Below are 21703 nucleotides of genomic sequence, written 5' to 3' on the forward strand. Positions count from 1 at the left end.
ATCCCTGAATAATCTGACGCCGGAAGAATATCGGCTGATGGCTGAGAAACCGGAAATCTCAAAAAGTGTGTGGAACTAAAGCTGGGATACTTACAGCAACAACCCACCATCCTTTACTATTACATTGATTTTATTAAAAAATAACACCAATCATTATGACAACAAGTTTTAACTCACCAAGACAAAGCATTGTTATTTAATTCATTATCTTTAAAGGACTGTTAATTAAGAATAATCTCTCACCTGGTTTTTATTCTGTATGGTGACGAAATCTCACCACCCCTGAGAATCTACCGTGCTGATGTTAAAGAAAAAGATATTTACAATAGGAAAATTCGCAGGTTATGACTATGATTTAATCGTAAGTCGGTTGGTAACGTTATCCTTTAATTACGTAATACTTTATTTGACTCAGTGTCAGTAAGGAAAACCATGACGAGCTCATCAACGAATAAATTGTCCCTATGGTCACTCACCGCACTGGTTGTAGGCTCCATGATAGGGGCCGGTATATTTTCTTTGCCAGCTACCTTTGGGCGTGCTACGGGAGGGTTTGGTGCCATTATCGCCTGGTGTATTGCAGGCGGCGGGATGTTAATGCTGGCCTTTGTATTTCAAACGCTGGCACAACGTAAACCCGATCTCGATTCCGGCGTGTTTATCTATGCCAAAGCCGGATTCGGTGATTATCTGGGATTTGCCTCTGCACTTGGCTTCTGGGCCGGGACCTGTATTGGTAACGTCTCTTACTTTGTGCTGATCAAATCCACCCTGGGGGCCTTCTTCCCGATATTTGGCGACGGCAATACCATTCCTGCGGTGTTGTTTGCCTCGGTTATTCTTTGGGGATTCCACATTCTGGTATTGCGTGGGGTTAAAAGCGCTGCGGCTATCAACACCATTGCCACCATCGCCAAAATCCTGCCGATCCTCATCTTTATCATTGTGCTGATCTTTGCCTTTAAAAGTGATGTGTTTGCACTCAACTTCTGGGGAACACCAGAGACCGCAGCCTCTTTGGCAAGCGTGGGCGATCTCTCTCATCTTAACGACTACGGCTATGTAGGTCATGCCGCCGCCGCCATTGTCCCGACCGCGGAACCCGAATCCCTGTTCAGCCAGGTGCGCAGCACCATGCTGGTAACGGTATTCGTATTCCTGGGGATTGAAGGTGCCAGCGTCTATTCCCGCTATGCCAAAGAACGCAGCCACGTGGGGATTGCCACGGTGCTGGGGTTCATCGGGGTGCTGTGTCTGTTGGTGCTGATCACCATGCTGTCTTACGGCGTGCTGCTCCGTCCCGACCTGGCGGCGTTGCGCCAACCTTCGATGGCGGGTGTGTTGGAGGCTATAGTTGGGCGCTGGGGGGCTATCTTCATCAGCGTGGGCTTGATTGTTTCGGTACTGGGCGCTTATCTCTCCTGGTCTTTGCTGGCGGCAGAAGTACTGTTTTCCGCCGCGAAAAGCAAGAGTATGCCGAAGGTGTTCGCCACCGAAAACAGCAATGCGGTGCCCTCTTCCGCCGTCTGGCTGACCAACATCACCATTCAGGTGTTTTTGATCCTGACGCTGTTTAGCGATTACGCCTTCCAACTGGCGTTAGAACTGACCAGTTCGCTGACCCTGATCCCCTACCTGCTGGTGGGTGCCTATGGGCTGAAACTGGCCTTGACCGGCGAAACCTACGAAACCGATAAACGCGATCATAAAAAGGATCTGATCTTCGCGCTGATCGCCACCTTCTACGCGCTGCTGATGCTGTACGCCGGTGGTATGAAATATCTGCTGCTCTCCGCCATCATCTATGGCCCAGGCACGCTGCTATACATTATGGCCAAACGTGAACAGCAGGCAAAAGTGTTCACCCCGGCCGAAATGGGGCTCTTTGTAATCGTTATGGTCGCCGCCGTTGCTGCAATCTACAGCATTGCCACTGGCGTTATCACAATCTGATCGAGGCAAGTCATTATGTCGACTAAGAAAAAGACGCAGTCCAAGTTTGGTGTTCATTCAGAAGTAGGGAAATTGCATAAAGTCATGGTCTGTGCCCCTGGCAAGGCACATAACCGGCTGACGCCAAGTAATTGTGATGAGCTGTTGTTTGATGACGTGCTGTGGGTTGAGCGCGCCAAGCGTGACCATTTTGACTTTATGACCAAGATGCGCGAACACGGCGTGGACGTGGTCGAAATGCACAACCTGCTGGCCGAAACCCTGGCGCTGCCCGAAGCCAGAAAGTGGATCCTGGACCAGCAGATTGTGCCCAATGAAGTGTCGCTGGGGATCTTGAATGAAACCCGCAGCTTCCTGGATGGCCTGGCACCACGGGCTTTGGCTGAGGTGTTGATCGGTGGCCTTTCCACTACCGAGCTGGCCAAAGAAGGCTATGCCGATCACGAAGAGCTGAAGCTGATCCGTGAAGCGGTGGGCATTACCGAATACCTGCTGCCACCGCTGCCGAATACTCTGTATACCCGTGATACCACCTGCTGGATCTACGGCGGTGTGACCTTGAACCCACTGTATTGGCCAGCCCGTCACGAAGAAACCATTCTGACCACGGCGATCTATAAGTTCCACCCAGACTTTGGCGAAGCCAATGTTAACGTCTGGTGGGGCGACCCAACGGTGCACCACGGTACCGCCACGCTCGAAGGTGGTGACGTGATGCCGATCGGCAACAAAACGGTGCTGATTGGGATGAGTGAGCGTACTTCACATCAGGCGATCACCCAACTGGCCGCCGCGTTGTTTGCCAACAAGCATTCCGGCGTTGAGCGGGTGATGATTGCCGCCATGCCGAAACTGCGTGCCGCCATGCACCTGGATACGGTATTTACCTTCTGCGACCGCGATGTGGTTACGCTCTACCCGGCGATCGTCAATCAGATCAAAACCTTCTCACTGCGCCCGGATGCTGGCCCAACCGGCATGAAGCTGAGCCGCGATAAAGGCACCTTTGTCGAGGCTATTGCCGGAGCACTGAACCTGAAAAAACTGCGGGTGGTGGAAACCGAAGGCAACGACTACGACACCGAACGCCAACAGTGGGATAGCGGCAACAACATGGTGGCGCTCTCTCCTGGGGTAGTGCTGGCATACGATCGTAATACCAAAACCAATACCCAGCTGCGCAAAGAAGGGGTTGAAGTGATTGAGATTGTCGGTAGTGAGCTGGGCCGTGGCCGTGGCGGCGGCCACTGTATGACCTGCCCGATTATCCGCGATGCCATTGATTATTAATCATCAAGCGTGATCAGAAAAGGCCGGATTTCCGGCCTTTTCTATGCTGACAAAATCACTGCGCGTCTACGCGGTGAATATCCCTGATTCAAAGACCTTCGGTGACAATTTTAGCCGCCGCAGCCAAGACGTCTTTGCGGGCTTCGGCATTCTGCTGTGGCTGGGTGAAATAAGTCACCAACACCAACGGTGCGTGGTTCGCTGGCCAAATCACGGCGATATCGTTAGTGGTACCGTAATCGCCGCTGCCGGTTTTATCACCAACCACCCACGTGGTGGGCAGACCTGCACGAATGCTGGCTCCGCCGGTAGTGTTCCCCTTCATCCATTCAACCAGTTGAGCACGCTGTGGTTCACCCAGCGCCTTGCCCAAGGTCAGGTTTTGCAGGCTTTTTGCCATCGCCAGCGGCGAGGTGGTGTCGCGCTTATCACCCGGAATAGCGGTATTTAAAGTGGGTTCGGTACGATCGAGACGGAAGGTTTTATCGCCAATAGTACGCGCAAACTCTGTAACCTTTGCCGGGCCGCCAAGATGCTCAAGGATCTTGTTCATCGCCGTGTTGTCACTGTACTGGATGGTGGCGGCGCTGAACTCGGCCAGGGTCATCCCGGTATCCAGATGCTTTTCGGCGATCGGGTTGTAGTTGACCAGATCGGATGGCTTGATCTCCATCCGCTTAGCCAAAAGATTTTTATCCGTCTCACTCTGTTTTAACAACGCCGACACCGCCATCACCTTGCTGGTGCTGCACATGGCAAAACGTTCATCCCCGCGATACAGGATCTGCGAATCATCGGCGGTATCGATCAGCGCCACGCCCAGGCGGCCACCAGAGCTTTTCTCCAGATCGGACAGTTGCTGCTGAATATTCTTCTGGGTATTAGCGGGTTGCGCCCATAGCGTTGCGCTACCGAACAGCAACGGCATCATCGTAGCAACCATCAGGGTGGTTTGACGTAATGTATTTTTAACCATGTTTTGCCTCACTTAAAATGGATTAACGCAGCGGGTCATCCTGCAGATGGCGGAAAATATCCTCTGTTAGGCCGTGATTGACAAGCGACAAGAATTTTCTCTAGCATAAAGAAAATCTTTTGGATAATACCTATGCGCTCTAATCTTCCTCTGAATGCCCTGCGTGCTTTCGAAGCCTCTGCCAGACATTTGAGTTTCACACGGGCAGCGCTGGAGCTCTATGTTACCCAGGCCGCCGTTAGCCAACAGGTTCGGCTGCTTGAAGAGCGCCTGGGTATGGTGCTGTTTAAACGCTTACCCCGTGGTTTAGAAATGACGGAGGAATCGCGGGCGCTGTTTGCCGTGTTAACCGATGCCTTTGGCCATATTGAAAAAGCCTTCAGGCAGTTTGAAGGGGGGCAGTTCCAGGAGGTGCTCACCGTCGCCACCGTTGGCACCTTTGCCGTAGGCTGGCTGTTGCCCCGTCTTGATCGGTTCAGACAGGAGCATCCCTTTGTCGAGCTGCGGTTGCGCACCAACAATAACGTCGTCAATCTGGCCGCCGAAGGGCTGGATTTTGCCATCCGTTTTGGCACGGGTTTGTGGCCATCAACCCAGAACGAGATGCTGTTTGATGCTCCGCTGACCGTGTTGTGTACACCCACTACGGCTAAGCGGCTCGTTACCCCTACCGATCTGCTGCATGAGGATCTGCTGCGTTCTTACCGTGCTGAAGAATGGGAAAACTGGTTTGCTGCCGCTGGCCTGCAGGCGGTGAGAGTTAATGGCGCGATCTTTGATTCATCCCGTCTGATGATCGAGAGCGCTATCCATTCCGGTGGTGTGGCATTAGCCCCACCGAAAATGTTTGCCCGGGAACTCGCCACCGCGCAACTGGTGCGCCCGTTTGCTACCGAAATCAACATGGGCAGTTACTGGTTAACCCATTTAAAATCGAAGGCAATGACCCCGGCGATGGAAATATTTAGCGAATGGTTACTGAAGGAAGCGGCAGAAGATAATTCGTAGGGGCACAGCATGCTGCGCCCCTTGAGTTTCCAGACTTATTGCAGCTCCTCACGGATCCGTTTGGCCGTGCTCTGCAACAGCTTGTAGGCCGCATAGCGGTTGGCGTGCAACTGGCAGAAATCCGCATTCGGTTGATATTGGCTATCCAACTCGGAAAACTGCGCCATCGCCTGCTCTACCGAGGCGGCAACCTTCCCGGCCACGGCCCCCAGGACCGCCGACCCCAGCAATACCGGCTCTTCCGCCTTGGTTGTCAGCACGGCGCAGCCACAGCTATCCGCCAGCAACTGCCGCACCAACGGATGACGGCCAGCCCCACCGCTGATCACGATCTGCTCAACGGTGACACCCATCTGGGACTGGGCATCGAGGATTTGCCTGAGCCCATAGCCAATCCCGCAAATGCCGGCAACATACAGAGCCACCAGGTTATCAAGGTTGCTCTCCATACCCAGCCCGGATACCACAGCACGGGAATGGGGATCGGCAAAGGGTGCACGGTTGCCAAGGAACTCGGGAACCACGTGCAGGCCATTGGCGAGTATTGCCGCTTCCGATGCAGAAACCATTTTGGTCAGCGCCAAATCGGCCAGCAAGGTGGGCAGTGAAACGCCCAGCGCCTTAGCCTGCTCCGCCGCCTCTGGTGCCGCCGGGTGGAACGAGAGCAGCTGCTTGATCGCCGCCCCCGCCGCGCTTTGCCCACCTTCATTAAGCCAGAACCCAGGCACCATCGCAGAGTAATAGGGCCCCCAAACGCCTGGAACAAAGGCCGGGTTTTGCGTGGTGGTCATCGTGCAGGACGACGTGCCAAACACGTAAGCCAGGTTATTGGTGACACCACCGCCAACACCGACGGTACCAATTCCGCCAGCATGGGCATCAATCAAGCCTACGGCGACAGGCGTCCCCGCCACTAGTCCCATTTCTTTGGCAGCTTCTGTCGTCAAGCCGTTGCCACAAGGCGTACCAGGTTCTTTGATATGTTCCCCAATGCGGCGGAACGCTTCGTCTGCCAACTCTTCAAGGCCAATGGTGCGGAAATAGTCTGGATCCCAACGTTTCTCATGGGCCAGATAGGTCCATTTGCAGGTCACCGTACAGACGGAACGAGCCAGATCCCCGGTGGCGCGCCAGGTCAGGAAATCCGCCAGATCGAAGAACTGCCAGGCGCTATCGTAAACCGCACGACGGTTCTCCTTCAGCCAAAGCAGCTTGGGCGTCTCCATTTCTGGGGAGATTTTTCCGCCAACGTAGTTAAGTACCGGATGCCCGGTGGCGTTGATCCGCTCGGCCTGCTCCGTTGCCCGATGGTCCATCCACACGATAATGTTGCGGTCGGGATCTTCGGATGGCCCTACCGCCAGAGGTTTGCCGTCTGCATCGAGTACCACCAGGGAGCAGGTGGCATCAAAGCCGATGCCTGCCACGTTGTCTGGGGCAATGCCGGATGCGGCAACCACCTGCCTGATACTGGCACACACCGCTTGCCATATCTCACGGCTGGATTGTTCAACATGATTTTCCGGGCCGCGGAACAGGGTGATCTCTTGGCTGGCATGCGCCAACATAGTTCCGGAGAGATCAAAAACCCCTGCCCGAGCGCTGCCTGAACCCACATCGACACCAATAACCACCTGCTGTTGATTGCTCATCATTTTCACCTATCTATTGTAGTTCCGGCACCGTCTACAGCTACGCACCAGCGCCCCGTCACACCCTTTGCACATCACGCTCAATCGATTGAGCATCATTGCGACTTTTTATTTTTACTGTCAAGATATAGAAAATTGGGGAGCGAAATTTGTGACTGGGTTCAAAGCAAAAAAAACGACGATTTACGATCTGGCCGAACTGGCCGGAGCCTCCTCAAGCGCGGTCAGCGCCGTGCTCAATGGCAGCTGGAAAAAGCGCCGTATCAGCGCCCAACTGGCAGAAAAAATCCTGCGCCTCGCCGAAGAACAAGGTTATACCGTCAATCAGCAGGCCAGCCTGTTGCGCCGCCGCAAATCGACGATGATCGGCATGATCGTCCCCAAGTATGACAACCGTTATTTCGGTTCGATAGTCGAGCTGTTCGAATCGATGGCCCGTGAACGCGGCCTGTTCCCGGTGATCACCTGTACCAGCCGCGATCCTCAACTGGAAATCGAAGCGGCGCGCACCATGCTTTCCTATCAGGTTGACTGGATCATCTCCACCGGTGCCACCGCTCCCGACAATATCACCGAGATCTGCGCCGCCTCCGGTATTTCAACGCTGAATCTCGATCTGCCAGGCACCCTCGCTCCTTCGGTGATCACCGATAACTATGCCGGTGCCAAAGAGCTGACCTTACGGATCCTGGCCAACTGTAAAAAACGGCTGGGCTACCTCAAGCCGTTGATCTTCGTGGGGGGACGCGGGGTTGACCATAACACCACGGAACGCCTGCGTGGCTTCAGAGATGCCCACCGGCAGTCAGGCGTTGAAGTCATCGAAGAGAACCTGTTGGCCTGTGGTTATTCCCCAGACAAAGCCGAGCTGGCACTAAAAACGTTTATTGCTCAAGGCGGCGATCTGCAAACCGGGCTGTTCGTCAACTCGACGATCTCGCTCGAAGGCGTAATGCGCTGGCTGGTGGCGTCTGGTTTTCGCGGTGATAAGCAGCCGGTGATGGGCTGTTTTGACTGGGACCCTTTCGTGCTGCTGTTAGGCCATGACATTGTGATGGTGAGGCAGGACGTCAACAAGATGTTGCAGGCGGCGTTTGCGTTGATCGATGCCAACTCGCAAGAAAAGCAACGGATTGAAATACCGCCGATCTTCCCAGAGATGATCTAAACGGGCGCAGCAGGGTTATGACGCCGCTGGGGGGCCAGCCGATTACCTCTGCATGGACTTGGATTTCTTGATCCGGTACATGGTGGAGTCCCCCGCTGCCAGCAAGGTTTCCAGGCTATGGGGCGCGGCGGGATCAAACTCGACGATGCCGTAAGAGAACGCCAGTTGGTAAGGTGTGATCTGTGAGGCATTATGTTCATCCACGTAGCGTTGCAGGGCTAAAATCCCCTGTTCGGCTTCGCTTTTGGTACGGCTGCCCATCAGCGCGACAAACTCGTCCCCGCCCAACCGGGCTATCACGTCAAAGTAGCCAAACACCCGTTTCATCAGCTCGGAAAAGTAGACCAGCGCCCGGTCACCTTCCCCATGGCCATAGGTATCGTTAATCATCTTGAATTTGTCGAGATCGATAAATACCAGGCTGGCCTTGACCTCTTTCTCCTGACAATGTTGCAACATATGGCGTGCCAGGGAGATAAAGCCACGGCGATTGGATATTTGCGTCAGTTCGTCAGAGGTCGATGCCTGAAAGGCGCGTAGCTCATCCTCCACCATTGAGGCCAGATCGCGCAGCGTCACCGCATCCTCGGCATCGAACAACCGGGGTTTGTCATCGATCAGGCACAGGGTGCCCATTTTAAGATCGCCGGAGTAGCTCAATGGACAACCGGCGTAGAAACGGATGTGTGGTGAATCTTTGACCAGCGGATTATCCGCAAAGCGCTCGTCCTGTAACGTATCGGGGATGAACAAAATATCGTCGCCCAGGATGGCATGACCACACAACGAGATATCCCTTGGCGTTTCCGTAGCCGCCCCCAGCCCACAGTTGGACTTGAACCATTGGCGGTTTTCGTCGACCAGACTCACCAAGGCAATAGGTACGCCGAACAGCCGACGGGCCATGCGTGTCACCCGATCGAAGCGCTCTTCTGGCAGAGTTTCCAACAGATGCAGGGAACGCAGAGCCTTCAATCGCTGTACTTCATTCTCAGGTATCTCTGGCATTTTCATCGCTACGTTCACTCCAATGGAAAGTATAAGTATAGATCTTGAAAGCAAAACAGACTGTTGCAGGATAATCTCGTTCGCTACTGCTAGCAATCCGATGCACAAAACAGATGCCACTTTGCCCCTGTTTTCAGCCGTTTGATTTATCCGTTGCCCCCTAAACTAAGTATTTAGCTTAAAAGCAAGGCATCCGGTGTGGCAAAACCCTTTTTACGCAGTGGCAATCTAGATGACGTTCTTACATTGGGCGAAAATGGGCAACCTGTTTATGCATTGGCGTCGCAGTTACGTGAGGCATTGCGTCTCCAGCAACAGCCAGCGGTAGCGGATTGCCTGGCGATCCCGATCCCCAATGCGCAAGGCGACCGCATTGACTGGTATGCGCCAATCGTCGGACGGGCAATCTCCTGGCAGGCGGCCGATGACGACGCACGGGCAGCCGCCTTGCCGTTGCTGGAACATTTCCAGACCACCGCAGAAGCCATCAACCTGCGCGCTCGCCACAGCGGTAAAGCCAACCTGCAAATGTTTGCGGCACTGCTCAGCAAAGCCATGCAATTCCCGGATCAGAACGCAGTTTTCCTGGTGGATGGTAAACCGGTGATCACCTTCTGGGGCTGCGTGAAAGCCGATGGCCAGATCCGCAACGCGCCTTTGGATTGCCTGCGCCCGAAAGATCGCCCTGCGCGCCCCATCGACCCACCCATCGACCCACCCATCGTTGAACCCATCGTTGAACCTATCGTTCAGCCCATTGCTGAACCCATTGCTGAACCGCAACCGCCCGCACCTGTGCCACCCGTGGCGGATGACCAGCCTCACCACGCATGGTGGTTGCTGCTACTACCTGCTGCTTTCATTCTGGCCGCCGCGATCTGGCTGTTGCTCCCTAAACCAGCCCCCCAACCAGCAATAGAAATGGCTGAGCCAGCCAAGGTAAAACCCAAGCCGGTTATGACTCCCGCCGCACTACAGTTGCCATTAGGCTATGCGGAGGTACTGCCCCCGCCGGTCATCACGCCGGTAGTGGTCGATAAACTGGCGCTGACGCTACCCGCCGAAGCGGTAAAGGCCGGCTCCACTGCCTTCCTCAACGGCAAATGGCGTGTCACCTTGGCGATCAAGGATCCGCTGACCGGCAAACCGCCGAGCCTGCTGTATCAGTTTAATCGTGGCAAGGGCACTGCCAGGATCGTTCAGGGTGACAAAGTCACCTGCCGGGTCGAGGTCAACGCCGGCCTGATGCAGTCCGGCAATCTGGTGATCAACAGCCGTACCAAGGCCCGTTGCAGCGACGGTTCCCGTTATCAAATGCCGGAGCTGGTATGTAAGCAAGGTGACGCTGGTGCCGCCGCAGAATGCAGCGGGCGTTATGGCAACAATGAAACGGTATTCCCTATGACGATCAAGCGCGAGAGTAAATAATGTTGGCGACCCCCACCGCATATCCGCAGCGCGTTACGCTGATACCCAACAGCGGGATCCAGTTTCTGGACTTCTCCCTTACGCCGGTGTTGGATGCCGAGCGTCCAGGCAAATTTGTCCGCCAGACCGCCAATGGCCCACTGCTGCGGCTGAACTACCATCAGGCCAAGGATCGCTATTTCCTGCCGGTAGCACCCGGCGAACCGGCCGAAATGGTGCGCCCCGAATTCAGCTTTCCTTTAGAGCAGTCATTGCAATTGCTCGATCGTGTCTGGTTACCGCTGCCGTTCATGCGCTTCAACCCGCCAAACAGTTTTCTCAGCGGGCCGGACAACTGGGCACGACTGCAAATCAGACGCTTGGATCAGCCGGATCGGCAAGGCCATACGTTGCGCATCACGTTGGCATTTGATACCCAAGTCTATCCAGTTGGGCATGAAAACCAACAGTTGGCCCCTAACCAGCAGGACATTGCCACCGGGCTGAGCTTTGCACTGGCACACCATAGCCAGGATCTGGGGGATTTCCTGGATGCCACCTGGGTTGACGGTTGGCTGCGCGAGGTCTTCACCCAACAGGCCATCGCCCTGGAGCAGCGCCCAGAGCGCAATATCAATGCTTCGCTGCGTGAGTTTGAATACCAGGCGCATTACCTGAACCTGCTGGAGCTGCTGGCCAGCCAGCTAAACGTGCCGAATATCACGCTAGGCAGCGATGTGCAGCAACCCGCAGTGAATGTGGATCTGATCCTCGATGTCGGCAATTCCCATACCTGCGGCATCCTGGTAGAAGATCACCCGGCGGAACGCAACGGCTTGAAACACAGCTATGAACTGCAACTGCGCGATCTCAGCGAACCGCATTATCTGCACCAGGGCCTGTTTTCCAGCCGTACAGAGTTTGCCCCCGCCAACTTTGGCAAGGCGAATTACTCGTTTGAAAGTGGCCGCGATGATGCTTTTCTCTGGCCTTCCCTGACCCGAGTGGGCCACGAAGCCTGCCGGTTGGCACTACAACGGCAAGGCGATACGGCATCTACCGGCCTGTCCAGTCCACGGCGCTATCTGTGGGATGAGGAGAGTTATGCCCCCGGCTGGCGCTTCAACCGCACGGCAGAGCATAGCCTGCAGGAACCGCCTGCTTTTGCAACGCCGCTGGCTCAGTTGATCAATGACCAAGGCCAGCCGTTATCCAGCCTGCCACCGGAAGAGCGCCTGCCGGTTTTCACCCCCAACTACAGCCGCAGTTCGCTGATGGCCCTGATGCTGAGCGAACTGTTGGCCCAGGCGCTGATGCAGATCAACAGCGTGGCCCAGCGCCTCACCTTGCGTGACGGCGCAGCACCTCGCCGTTTGCGTAATATCATTCTGACCCTGCCCTCCGCTATGCCGGTACCGGAACGTGAAATCTTTCGCCAGCGGATGCATGAGGCAATCGCGCTGGTGTGGCAAGGTATGGGCTGGCATTCGGCAGATGAAGATTTGATCGGCATAGCCAGTTCAGTACCGGTCCCCTCCGTGCAGATGGAGTGGGATGAGGCCACCTGCGGTCAGATGGTCTATCTGTATAACGAAATCCAGGTCAACTTCGCGGGCCAGGCTGAGGCGTTTTTTAGCGCCATGGCACGTCCGGACTCCGCTGAACCGGGGAAAACGTTGCGTATTGCCTCGGTGGATATCGGCGGCGGCACCACCGATCTGGCGATCACCCAGTACCGCCTGGAAGAAACGGCTGGTAATAACGTCAAGGTGACTCCGCATCTGTTATTCCGCGAAGGGTTCAAGGTGGCAGGCGATGACATTCTGCTGGAAGTGATCCGCCTGTATCTGTTACCCGCCCTGCAGGCCGAATTCAAACGCGTCGGCGTGGCAGAACCGGCAGCCCTGATGGCCGAACTGTTTGGCCAGGAAGAGAGCCCGGTGCTGCAGCAACAAGTGACACTGCAACTTTTCATCCCACTCGCTCAGGCGATCCTGGAACGCTATGAAAGCTTCACCCCGGTGCAGACTCGCAGCGAGATCGACGCCGTGCTGGGCGAGCTGTTGACGCAAAGGCCCACCGATAACGTGTTGAAATATATCAATGCTGCGGTGCAACGCGGTCTACCGGCAGAGGCGGAACTGTTCGATGTTTTACAAACGCCGCTCATCCTGCGACTAAGCCAATTACATGCCGAATTTCTTGCACCGCGCATGGCGCTTACCCGCAATCTGCGGTTGCTGACCGAGGTGATCGCCCTGCATAACTGCGACGTGCTGCTGCTCACTGGTCGTCCTTCTCGTTTCCCCGGCATTCAGGCCCTGTTCCGGCAGCTACAGCCGGTGCCGATCAACCGCATCGTTTCGCTGGATGGTTATCACACCAGCGGCTGGTATCCTTTCAGCCAGCAAGGGCGGATCGACAATCCCAAATCCACTGCGGCGGTGGGCGCCATGCTGTGTCTGTTGGCGTTGGAGTTGCGCCTGCCGGGCGTTTACTTCAAAGCGGCCGATTTCCGCCCTTATTCAACGGTACGTTATCTGGGACGGCTGGATGGGGATAACCGCCTGCCTGCCAATCAGGTTTTCTATGCCGACCTCGATCTGGACACCCCGGATGGCGGCTTGGACAGTAGCGTCAGCTTTGCCCTCAACGGCACGTTGTGCCTGGGTTTCCGCCAGTTGGATAACGAGCACTGGCCCGCCGCCCCGCTGTTTACCCTGACGATAATCGATCCGCAGCTGGCGCGTAACCTGGCTGGCGATAACCTGCTACGGGTTAAAATTGCTCCGCAGCCGGACTCTCCCGCTCGCTGGAGCATCACCAGCGCCGAACTGGAAGACGGTAGCCCGGTGCCCACCGAACATCTGCAACTCAAATTGAATACGCTGATCGACAGTGCCACCGGGGCTACCCACTATTGGATCGACAGCGGGAGCGTTTTTGCATGAAGTCAGCCATTCCCCCAATCTCCCCGCTTACCCAGCGCTGGCCGTTATTAAATCAAGGTATCGCTCAGGCGCTGGTCTGGGCGGATAATACCCGCCTGCAGACGCCCCGTTTTGCGCTGGAAACGCCAACCTTAATGCTTAACCTGCGCCGTTGCCGCATCCGGCTTCAGCAGTTGGCCGTTGCCACCACTCAGCGCGGTGCACTGGGCTTTTATGGCCGTTCGCAAGCGGCAAAACATCATCTGATCGCCTCGCTGGCCACGGCAGAACCGGGCTGTCTGGCTACCACCTTCGCCGGTAAAACGCTGGATTACCTGACGCATATCCGCCCAGGGTACTCTGCCGCCGGGATAGCGATCCGCTTTAGCCATGCAGTACCTCAACAAGACTCTGATTATCCAGTGCAGCTTCAACTGCTGACGGCGGCGGAGTTAGTGTGCATGCTGGCGCGCTGTCATACGCAACTGACAATAGAAAAACCAGAGATCGAAGAACTCATCGCCTCTTTGACAAAACGTTGCCAACCTCAGGCTGTACCAGGTATCGGTGCCGATGATATTGTCACCCTCTGGGATAGCCTGCGCACAGACGATCCACAGTTACAACAGCGCTGGGACAGTGAATACTGGCCAAACGCCTTGGCCATCGCCCCCTATCTGTCAATTGACGATCGGGCGCAGCTGTTTGCTCCGCTGTGGGGGAAAGAAGCGGCATTAACCGCATGTTATCGCCGTCTGGCTTACCGGCTGGAGCAACTGGAGGGCGCAGCAAGCGTGCTGGCTCCGCTCAGCCTGCTGACGGATGAAAATCAGCAGCCCAGCTATGGCATCCTTACGCCAGCAAACCTGGAAGAGACCGATGACAAGGTTCAGCTCAAACTCGATAATGGCGTGATAACGATGCCCGTGGCAGAGCTGAGGTTATTGGTCGCAGAATTGCTGATCCCATTACAAAGCCCCCCTGCCCATAGCGGCTTTGCGCCAACCGATTATCTGGATCTGCCCGCTTATAGGACAGACGACGAGAGCCTGTCACCTGCCAATCGGCGTCTGCAACAGGCCAAGAGCCTCACGCTGCTGCAACGCTATGGCGACCAACAGGCCATGCAAGTCCTGATCGTCTGCCATGCGGCAGCCTGCCGTGAAGAAGTAACTCTGGTCGGCCGGGCGTTGGATCAGTGGGTACAACAGCATCAGGAAGCCGGCAGCCGTGGCCATCCCGGGTTGATCTGGGCATTTACCCCGTACGATCGGCGGTCGTCGCCCCATTTTGACCAGGCCGTACAACGTTACGTTGGCCATCCCGGTGAGGTTTGGGGAACGCTGCTGGCGATGAATGAAGATGAAATCCGACGTATGAGCGACTATCTGCTCACGTCGGTGAATGTCGCAGCCCGCCATAACCGCCTGCAACAACGTTTCGAGCGGCTTGAGCAAGAGTTACGGCATAACCTGCTTGGCCGCTGGCTCAGCGTGGAAACCGAGGATAAAGCGCCTCTCGCCAAAGCCACGGTAAAAGCGTTGCAAGACCGCACGACGCTGCATGGCGAACTGCTGGAGCACCTGTTGCCAGACCGCAACGCCCTGCAACCACTGTTTTGCCAGCAACAGCAAGAGCGCCCGCATAATGACGATCCTTTGGCGATCGCGTTAGATCTGTTTGACGAGCGACCTACAGCGGTATTTCCTCAAGGCTCTTGCGCTGACGTAGTTTTACAGGTGCAACAGCTATGGATCACTCAACTGCGTAATCTGGTTGATAATCGTGCATTAATCAGCCTGCTGGCGGTTGAAACAACCACCTTGTCCACGCTGGCCGACGAGTTGATCACCGCCAGTTTCCGGCTGGATATCTGGCAACGATTAGGGAATGCCCTGGCTGAACCGGGACATGCGGGCCACAGCAGGGAAAATCACGTCGAGCGGCAAATCGCCTGTACCTTGACGGTGTTGGGGGATTTTGTCGCCTGGCTTGGCTTCCAGCTGCGTCCGCAGGCGCAACGGCCAGAAAGCCGCATTAACCGTGGCCATAAGATCTTTACCAAACCCAGCCAGAGCGCCGAGCTACGCATGACCGCGTTACCGGCAGAAACGCTCAACAACACGGCGCTGTATATCTACGACTGGCTGGTGGGGTTATATCAATTAATCGCTGAGAATGCGGGCCACGGCGGTGCGCAAGCGCTGAGTGAACAGCAGCGTGAACGCTTGGGACAAATTATTCAGGGGATGGCTTAGTTCAGTAACCTCTCTCCCAATGGGGAGAGAGGTAATTCAATTAAAAACGGTCAATCTGCACAATCTCATCAACCGGCAGCTTACCAATGCGTGGATAAGGCTGACCAATGCCCTTGCCAATCGCCACCATCAACGCAATCTGATAATGCTCTGGCTTATTGATGATTTTGCCCACGGCGTCAAAATCAAAGCCGTCCATTGGGCAGGAGTCATAACCTTGAGCCTTGGCCGCCAGCATCAAAGTCTGAGCAAACAGGCCGCTGCTGCGCATCACTTCATCACGCTGCACCTGGGCCTTACCCCGGTAATATTGGTCGACTGCGGGCAGCATAAACTGTTGCACCGGTTCCGCCGCTTCACGCCAAATGTTTTTCACCTGGGATTCCCAGCTGGACAGATCGCCACAGAGCACGATCAGCATGGAGGCATCGGTCACCTGCGCCTGGCCCCAGGCCACCTCGCGGATATGCTCACGCTGGGCACGATCTTCGATCAGCAACGGGCGCCAATGTTGCAGATTGAAAGCACTGGGGGTGTTTTGCAGGGCAATGCTGAGCAGCGCTTTCTTTTCATCCAACGTCATCACATGTTGAGCATCGAACTGTTTGGTCGCACGGCGTTGCTCAATAGCGTCAAGTGTATGCATTACTTCATGTCCTTTGGTTAAGTTAACCCGTTTATTGTCGCTTTTTCCCGGCGGCTGTCCATCGGGATTTGTGATCTCTTCGGCTCGAGCATCCCCTGCCGCCGTCAAGTAAATAGCTACTCAATTGCTGCCAGTGAGCGAGCAGGATTTACCAGATGCAATGCACACATAAAAATGCGTGGTATGTTCTTAAATGCTAATTGATATGAGCCATCATCGTTAATCATCATGAAGTTAGCATATTCCTCCTCACGGCCACCGCCAGAATACGGTGTTGTCCATGTTGAAACTAACGTAACAGCTAACTTTGTCTTATTCAGAGGATATTACGCTGGGTATATATATCCCCCTTGGTTAACTCCTTACCAGGATTGTCTTCACTATTATTACTTTCTTTGGGAAAATCCCACAGAGTAACTTTAGAATATTTGCCACCATCCTTTCTTAATTTCACCAATCAGTGTCCATTAATTAACCCTGGTATTTATTATTATCATTAATAAATAAAATTAACTCATAGATAAAATCCATATAAAAACAGGATAATACCCACCCAAAATTAAGTAAACACCATGAATATATTAAAAAAAATCATTCACATTGACTCTATGGTCGCCCAGTCATTAGAATCAAACAGGAGTGCACTTACATTTAACACTCATAAGCAATGGAAATTGTTATATTCCATTTAAAAATCGCCACAAATATAATGGCAAGGAGATTACCATGGTAAAGATCACTACAGTAAAAGCATCAGGTATTATTGGCGGGTATTTTACTATTACAGGTGGTATGTATGATCCCTGTATCCAAAGATATGCAAAAGAAACCGTTGGTAATGTAACCACCTGTTATAAAGAAACCCATTGCGCCGATAAGTTTGGCGGCTTATCAATCATCCGTGAAGTTATTGCTCCAAAAAATTGTGATTCATTGAAATAATACATCACACTATCCATTAGGGTACGGCGCACATCGTGCTGTACCCTTTTTGTCTATAGACCCCCAGCTAAATAGCTGCGCCTGATTAATATTGCCTTTTATATGACAGATACCTATCTTCGGTATTCAGTGTCGAGATACGTGGAGGCGCGACATGCGCCCCCACGATGACACCTATTTCATCGTTTTGGCCTGGTTATTGACATACACCTGATGGCGTTTGCGCATTTCCAGCGCGTCGTTATAGTTGTTATACAAGGTCTGATAGCGTTCCAGACAGTAAACGACCAGTAGCGGCGACAATGCACAGAGGTAAAACGGGATAAATTGCGGAGTGATCTGCAATGCTGCAAAAATCAGACAGATCGCGATGCTCCACAGCTGCGAGGCCAGTAACCAGATCAGGCCACGGCGCCACGGCGTAAGCCTGCCGGTAAATGACCAGGGAGCACAGGGCGTGGAGTTGGCGTCCAGCGTGCCATTGAGCAACTCCCCAAACAGCACATAGCGCCGCGACCGACCGACGAGCACCAGCATAAACAGCGTCACCACCCCCATCAGGATCATAAATGCGACGATAAAGGCAGGATCGGCATAGCCTTGAGCCAGGCTAAACGCAGGCTTACGGGCAATCGGCAAGACCAGGGTGACATTGGTTATCAGGTTCAATAGCAAATCTTCGGCCACCAATCTTGGCAAGCTGCGCTGCCGAGGGCGGTAGGTTTCTGGCTCACTATAGGATTTCAAAGCCAGCAGAACATTGAACTGAGCTGATTTGTCTAGCTGAACCAGTATCAATACTGGCAATACCAAAACGCCAAGCAGCGCAATCAAGGGATAATGCCAGTCTGGGCCGCATAGCCATACCAGTCCGCTCAGTACCACCACCAGGCACAGTATGACCAAAGACGCCCAGCCAGGCTGGTACAGCAATTTATTCATCCCTTCTGTTTTACGCTCTTTATACTGGCTCTCGCTTGCGATCTCGCTCGCGATCGCAAGTGCTTGCGGGTTTTTAAACACCCGAAAGGTAAATACGCTGTACGACCAGTAACCTTGACCATCGCGCATCATACTCCAGACAATCGACAGACAGATCGCCCCCAACCCGGCTATCATCTCCGGCAGAGTAATGTCAATGATGTTGCGGATCAGTGACGCGGTCAGAGTAGCGGAGACCAACACCACTGGGAATGCGGTTTCTCGCATATATCTTTGGCTGAACATCCTACCGCCCTTATTCCACATGCTTAATACTGCTGCCAACGATATGGTAATAGTGTTGGATATGGTAATCCTCATCAGCCCCGTAGTGTTCCGCCAACAGATGGCTGAGGATTTTCTTGTTGCTGATCTCCAGATAACGACGATGTCCAATCTGGGCCCAGCGATCCATGCTTTCACGCCAGCGCACGGTATGGATAAGGTGCAACGCCAGATTTTCCTTGATCTGCGCCACATCATATTCCGCTTTGCCACTGCTGTTCATGATCAGCGGACAGACCGGTGAAGAGAATGGCAGATCGACCAATGCCTGGCGCATCTGTGCCACCCCATCCAGCATCAACGGTGAATGCCAGGCGCCATTGACGCCCAACTTGATGGTATTTACCCCATTACGCGCCAGATGATTAACCAGGGTTTTAACCGCGCTCAGTTCCCCCCCCACCACTTGTTGCTGACGCCCATTGTCACAGCACACGTTCAGTACGCTTCCCAGCCCAAGATTGTCGATCTGCTCGCGCAGCGCATCATGGCTACAGGGCTTGACCACATACATCGCCCCTTTGCGCTTTTCGGCCAGGTTTTGCATGATGGTAGCGCGCAGCGTTATCGCGCGGAACAGCGTTTCCAGATCCATCACCCCGGCGGCATAAAGCGCGGTATATTCCCCTGCGCTATGCCCGCCGTACCCGGTTTCCAACACGGGGGCCCGTTCGCGTAACAACGTCAGCATGGCGGCGTTAACGGTGGTGACGGCCAACTGCTGATAAAGGGTTTTGGTCAGGCGAGTCATCGGCCCTTTCTGACACAGCTTGCGTACATCCAGCCCCGAAACATCGCTGGCACAATCCCACACCGCCTTAGTACCCGTTGAAACATCACAGACATCGCTGCCCATGCCGATCGCCGGGGATCCTTGCCCTGGGAAAACCATCATCCAACCGTCCGCGACGTTAGTTGCGGCCCGTGTATTACCAATTGATTCGCATACCTGCATAGATATTTCCTTTTTCTCCGAAGGTGCCAAACTCACTTTCTTTACTGCCGAAGCTGGCGGCAACACCGGTATAAGCCTCAATGTTGTTTTTGAGCGGCGTGCTCAGGTGCAGATTCAGCACATTACTGCCATCCACCAGGTTGACCATGCCGGAGACCGACCAGTCGATACTGCCGATCTGCTCTTTATTGGTGCGCGTATAGAGGGTGAGATAGTGTTTGCCGAGCAGGTCGCCGCCGCGCCCTACGTTGTCGGTCTCTGCCGCCATCATGCGGGAGTACTGCTGATAGCCGTCACGGATATCCGCCATGAACGATGGCGGTAGCGGTGGCAATGACTTACCGTACCCCCCATTGACGAAGCGAATGGTGTCGAAGTTGTCCTGCCACTCACTGCGGCTGTAGCCCTGGCTCTGACCATAATATTCCGCGCCGTATTCACTGAGATCGCCAGTGGTGTAACGCAGGCCAACGCCGATATCCGCTTGCGCACCATTGGCGCGCATCTTGTACGGCTCCTGCACATTGGCCAGTTGGCGCATGGCACGCGCTGAAGCCATGTCCAGATGACGCCAGGTCTGCCCATGGGAAATCGACCCCTCAACGCTGAGGATCAGCATATCCGTCAGGTTGCCACTCGTGCCCAACGCCACGGTTTTCCGATCGCCAGTCAGTAGCGAAAAAGTCGGGTTGAACTCCTTCAGACCGGTAGCGGTGTAACTGGCATAATATCTGTCGGTACTGTTGGTGCGCAGGATCGCATCCCACTCCGAGGCCGCTTCCTTACGCTGGTTGTTGCGCTTGAGGCGCGGAAAGGCCGCTAACGTGAAGGTACCTTCGTTGCGGTACCATGAGCTGCTGATGCCATATGCCCCTTCATCGTAGAAATTGCGCCCCCCCTGGCCAAACACCCGCACGCTACGCATATTGCCGCTGATATTGCGCAACAGGTCGAGCGGCGCAACCGAGAACAGATAACCACTGGTTTTACGTACCTTACCGGCATCGATATACCCGCTGTCGCTGACCGCCCAACTGGCAGTGGCCTCGTTGAGTATGCCCAGCCCCTGGCGGCGTTGATCCTCCAGGGCTCCCGGCTGACGTGCCTGGAATGCGTACTCCCCGCTGGCCTGTGCCTTGACGCTGAAGGTCTCGGTCAACGTGCAGCGGGCCACGCCGGAAAGGTACAGATTGGCAATAGCGTTGTTACGAAATGCCGGGTCGTCAAACTGCCATAGTGAGCCCGAGGAATGGGACGATATCCCCTCCATACCCGCGTAACCGCGTTGGATAAGACAGTCAACCGCCCAGCCGCTGCTGCTATAAGCGCCCACCAGCAGCAGAACCCCGCTAATCGGGAATCGCCTGCTGACCATCAACCGTTCAACCTCAGCAGATACTCTTTCTGGAAGTTGCTTTCCGGCAACGATTCCAACCTGATGTCGCTGTAGCGCATGGTGGTGTAATTATCCTTGCGCAGTGCGTCTTCCACCACAATGGTGGTTGGCCGCATCTGGCCCAACACCCGTTGATAATCGCGGTAGTACGAACGCTTGATCGGCACACCATCGGCGGAAAGGAAGTCGGCCCGGCTAGGGAAACCAGTGTCTTTTTCCACCCAATAATTGATAGCTGGATAAGTGACATATGGCCAACGACGCTGTAACGAAAGTTTGTAGCAGATCGTCTGGCCACAGGGCTCTTCACCAACCAGCCGGGAGATATAGGAGTAATCAAAGTCTGCGGCAACCACATCACCGTTGGAAATCTGCCCCACCAAGCGTTGCTGGCGGGAAATCGGGATCGGACGCCGCAGATCTGGTGCGTAATACCACATCTTGTCCAGATCGGAGAGCAAGGCTTTACCTTTGTCGCGTACCGGGGAGATAAAGCGCACCAGTGCACGCGCATCCCCTTTCTCTACCTGCTCCGAAGGTTTATAGAAGCGCATGGAAACATCCAGCACCTGCTGGTTCTCCGTGACATCACGCCCACCCTTATGTTCAAGCAGTGTCAGCGTATAGCGGAAAGGTTGATCGGGCCCCCTCACCCGGTCAGCGCGACGGATAATCTCACGGGCCCGCTGATCTTCCTGGGTCAGGCTGTCCAGTAGTTGACGATCCAAGGGTTCTATCGCCTGCGTCAGCCCCGGCAGGCCCAATAAAAGCAGGAATCCAACTAGTTGATATTTCATAGATACGATCCTTGTCTAGGGGACTATATGTCTAGCATCATGCCAAGATCC

Annotated in this window: 16 protein-coding genes and 1 pseudogene; 9 read left to right on the top strand and 8 right to left on the bottom strand. The window is 54.6% G+C overall.

Annotation, left to right across the window (positions count from 1 at the left end; all coding sequences use genetic code 11):
* From ABIE29_RS07100 to arcA, 3 genes and pseudogenes are all read left to right on the top strand, one after another.
* Positions 1–79 (top strand): annotated as a pseudogene (locus ABIE29_RS07100) (integrase); the annotation flags it as partial.
* Between the two features lie 353 nt (positions 80–432).
* Positions 433–1953, top strand: a complete 1521-nt coding sequence (locus ABIE29_RS07105; protein ID WP_429617560.1) for an amino acid permease — start codon at positions 433–435, stop codon at positions 1951–1953.
* Between the two features lie 15 nt (positions 1954–1968).
* The gene (gene arcA / locus ABIE29_RS07110; protein WP_024530278.1) at positions 1969–3243 is read left to right on the top strand and encodes an arginine deiminase; all 1275 of its coding nucleotides are present in this window, start codon (positions 1969–1971) and stop codon (positions 3241–3243) included.
* 88 nt (positions 3244–3331) lie between these two features.
* Here arcA and blaFONA read toward each other — a convergent pair whose 3' ends face one another.
* Positions 3332–4219, bottom strand: a complete 888-nt coding sequence (blaFONA, locus tag ABIE29_RS07115) for an FONA family class A beta-lactamase (protein ID WP_429617563.1) — start codon at positions 4217–4219, stop codon at positions 3332–3334.
* Positions 4220–4351: 132 nt separating this feature from the next.
* Between blaFONA and ABIE29_RS07120 the strand changes: the two genes are divergently transcribed.
* Complete coding sequence (locus ABIE29_RS07120) at positions 4352–5227, top strand: LysR family transcriptional regulator (protein ID WP_429617566.1); 876 nt, start codon at positions 4352–4354, stop codon at positions 5225–5227.
* Positions 5228–5262: 35 nt separating this feature from the next.
* Here ABIE29_RS07120 and ABIE29_RS07125 read toward each other — a convergent pair whose 3' ends face one another.
* Positions 5263–6879: an FGGY-family carbohydrate kinase gene (locus ABIE29_RS07125; protein WP_429618057.1), complete on the bottom strand. Its 1617-nt coding sequence runs from the start codon at positions 6877–6879 to the stop codon at positions 5263–5265.
* A gap of 151 nt (positions 6880–7030) precedes the next feature.
* Between ABIE29_RS07125 and ABIE29_RS07130 the strand changes: the two genes are divergently transcribed.
* Positions 7031–8047: a LacI family DNA-binding transcriptional regulator gene (locus ABIE29_RS07130; protein ID WP_429617569.1), complete on the top strand. Its 1017-nt coding sequence runs from the start codon at positions 7031–7033 to the stop codon at positions 8045–8047.
* 42 nt (positions 8048–8089) lie between these two features.
* Here ABIE29_RS07130 and ABIE29_RS07135 read toward each other — a convergent pair whose 3' ends face one another.
* Positions 8090–9061: a diguanylate cyclase domain-containing protein gene (locus ABIE29_RS07135; protein WP_429617571.1), complete on the bottom strand. Its 972-nt coding sequence runs from the start codon at positions 9059–9061 to the stop codon at positions 8090–8092.
* Positions 9062–9253: 192 nt separating this feature from the next.
* On the opposite strand from ABIE29_RS07135, the gene ABIE29_RS07140 reads away from it, so the two are divergent.
* Genes ABIE29_RS07140 through ABIE29_RS07150 form a run of 3 tightly spaced genes read left to right on the top strand, consistent with a single transcriptional unit; the run spans position 9254 to position 15650 of the window.
* On the top strand, positions 9254–10483 hold the full coding sequence (locus ABIE29_RS07140; RefSeq protein ID WP_429617573.1) for an SrfA family protein: 1230 nt from the start codon (positions 9254–9256) through the stop codon (positions 10481–10483).
* A complete protein-coding gene (locus tag ABIE29_RS07145) occupies positions 10483–13413 on the top strand; it encodes a virulence factor SrfB (RefSeq protein ID WP_429617576.1) in 2931 nt (976 codons plus the stop codon). Before ABIE29_RS07140 ends, ABIE29_RS07145 begins: the two co-directional genes overlap by 1 nt.
* On the top strand, positions 13410–15650 hold the full coding sequence (locus ABIE29_RS07150; RefSeq protein WP_429617578.1) for a virulence factor SrfC family protein: 2241 nt from the start codon (positions 13410–13412) through the stop codon (positions 15648–15650). The genes ABIE29_RS07145 and ABIE29_RS07150 overlap by 4 nt, the downstream gene beginning before the upstream one ends.
* Before the next feature lie 40 nt (positions 15651–15690).
* Here the strand turns inward: ABIE29_RS07150 and ABIE29_RS07155 are convergent, their stop codons facing one another.
* Positions 15691–16296 (bottom strand): nitroreductase family protein, encoded by a 606-nt coding sequence (locus ABIE29_RS07155; RefSeq protein ID WP_429617581.1) that lies wholly within the window; start codon positions 16294–16296, stop codon positions 15691–15693.
* A 726-nt stretch (positions 16297–17022) separates the two neighbouring features.
* On the opposite strand from ABIE29_RS07155, the gene ABIE29_RS07160 reads away from it, so the two are divergent.
* Positions 17023–17238, top strand: a complete 216-nt coding sequence (locus ABIE29_RS07160) for a hypothetical protein (RefSeq protein ID WP_429617584.1) — start codon at positions 17023–17025, stop codon at positions 17236–17238.
* Positions 17239–17412: 174 nt separating this feature from the next.
* Here ABIE29_RS07160 and ABIE29_RS07165 read toward each other — a convergent pair whose 3' ends face one another.
* From ABIE29_RS07165 to ABIE29_RS07180, 4 genes are read right to left on the bottom strand one after another with little or no spacing between them, the layout of a single operon-like run.
* A complete protein-coding gene (locus tag ABIE29_RS07165; RefSeq protein ID WP_429617586.1) occupies positions 17413–18465 on the bottom strand; it encodes a hypothetical protein in 1053 nt (350 codons plus the stop codon).
* Positions 18466–18475: 10 nt separating this feature from the next.
* On the bottom strand, positions 18476–19459 hold the full coding sequence (locus ABIE29_RS07170; RefSeq protein WP_429617588.1) for an ACP S-malonyltransferase: 984 nt from the start codon (positions 19457–19459) through the stop codon (positions 18476–18478).
* Positions 19434–20834, bottom strand: coding sequence for a hypothetical protein (locus ABIE29_RS07175; RefSeq protein WP_429617591.1), 1401 nt, complete (start codon positions 20832–20834; stop codon positions 19434–19436). The genes ABIE29_RS07170 and ABIE29_RS07175 overlap by 26 nt, the downstream gene beginning before the upstream one ends.
* Positions 20834–21652, bottom strand: a complete 819-nt coding sequence (locus ABIE29_RS07180) for an outer membrane lipoprotein-sorting protein (protein WP_429617593.1) — start codon at positions 21650–21652, stop codon at positions 20834–20836. The genes ABIE29_RS07175 and ABIE29_RS07180 overlap by 1 nt, the downstream gene beginning before the upstream one ends.
* Positions 21653–21703: the final 51 nt, after the last annotated feature.

This window comes from Serratia sp. 2723, assembly GCF_050434425.1.
Classification (GTDB): Bacteria; Pseudomonadota; Gammaproteobacteria; order Enterobacterales; family Enterobacteriaceae; genus Chania.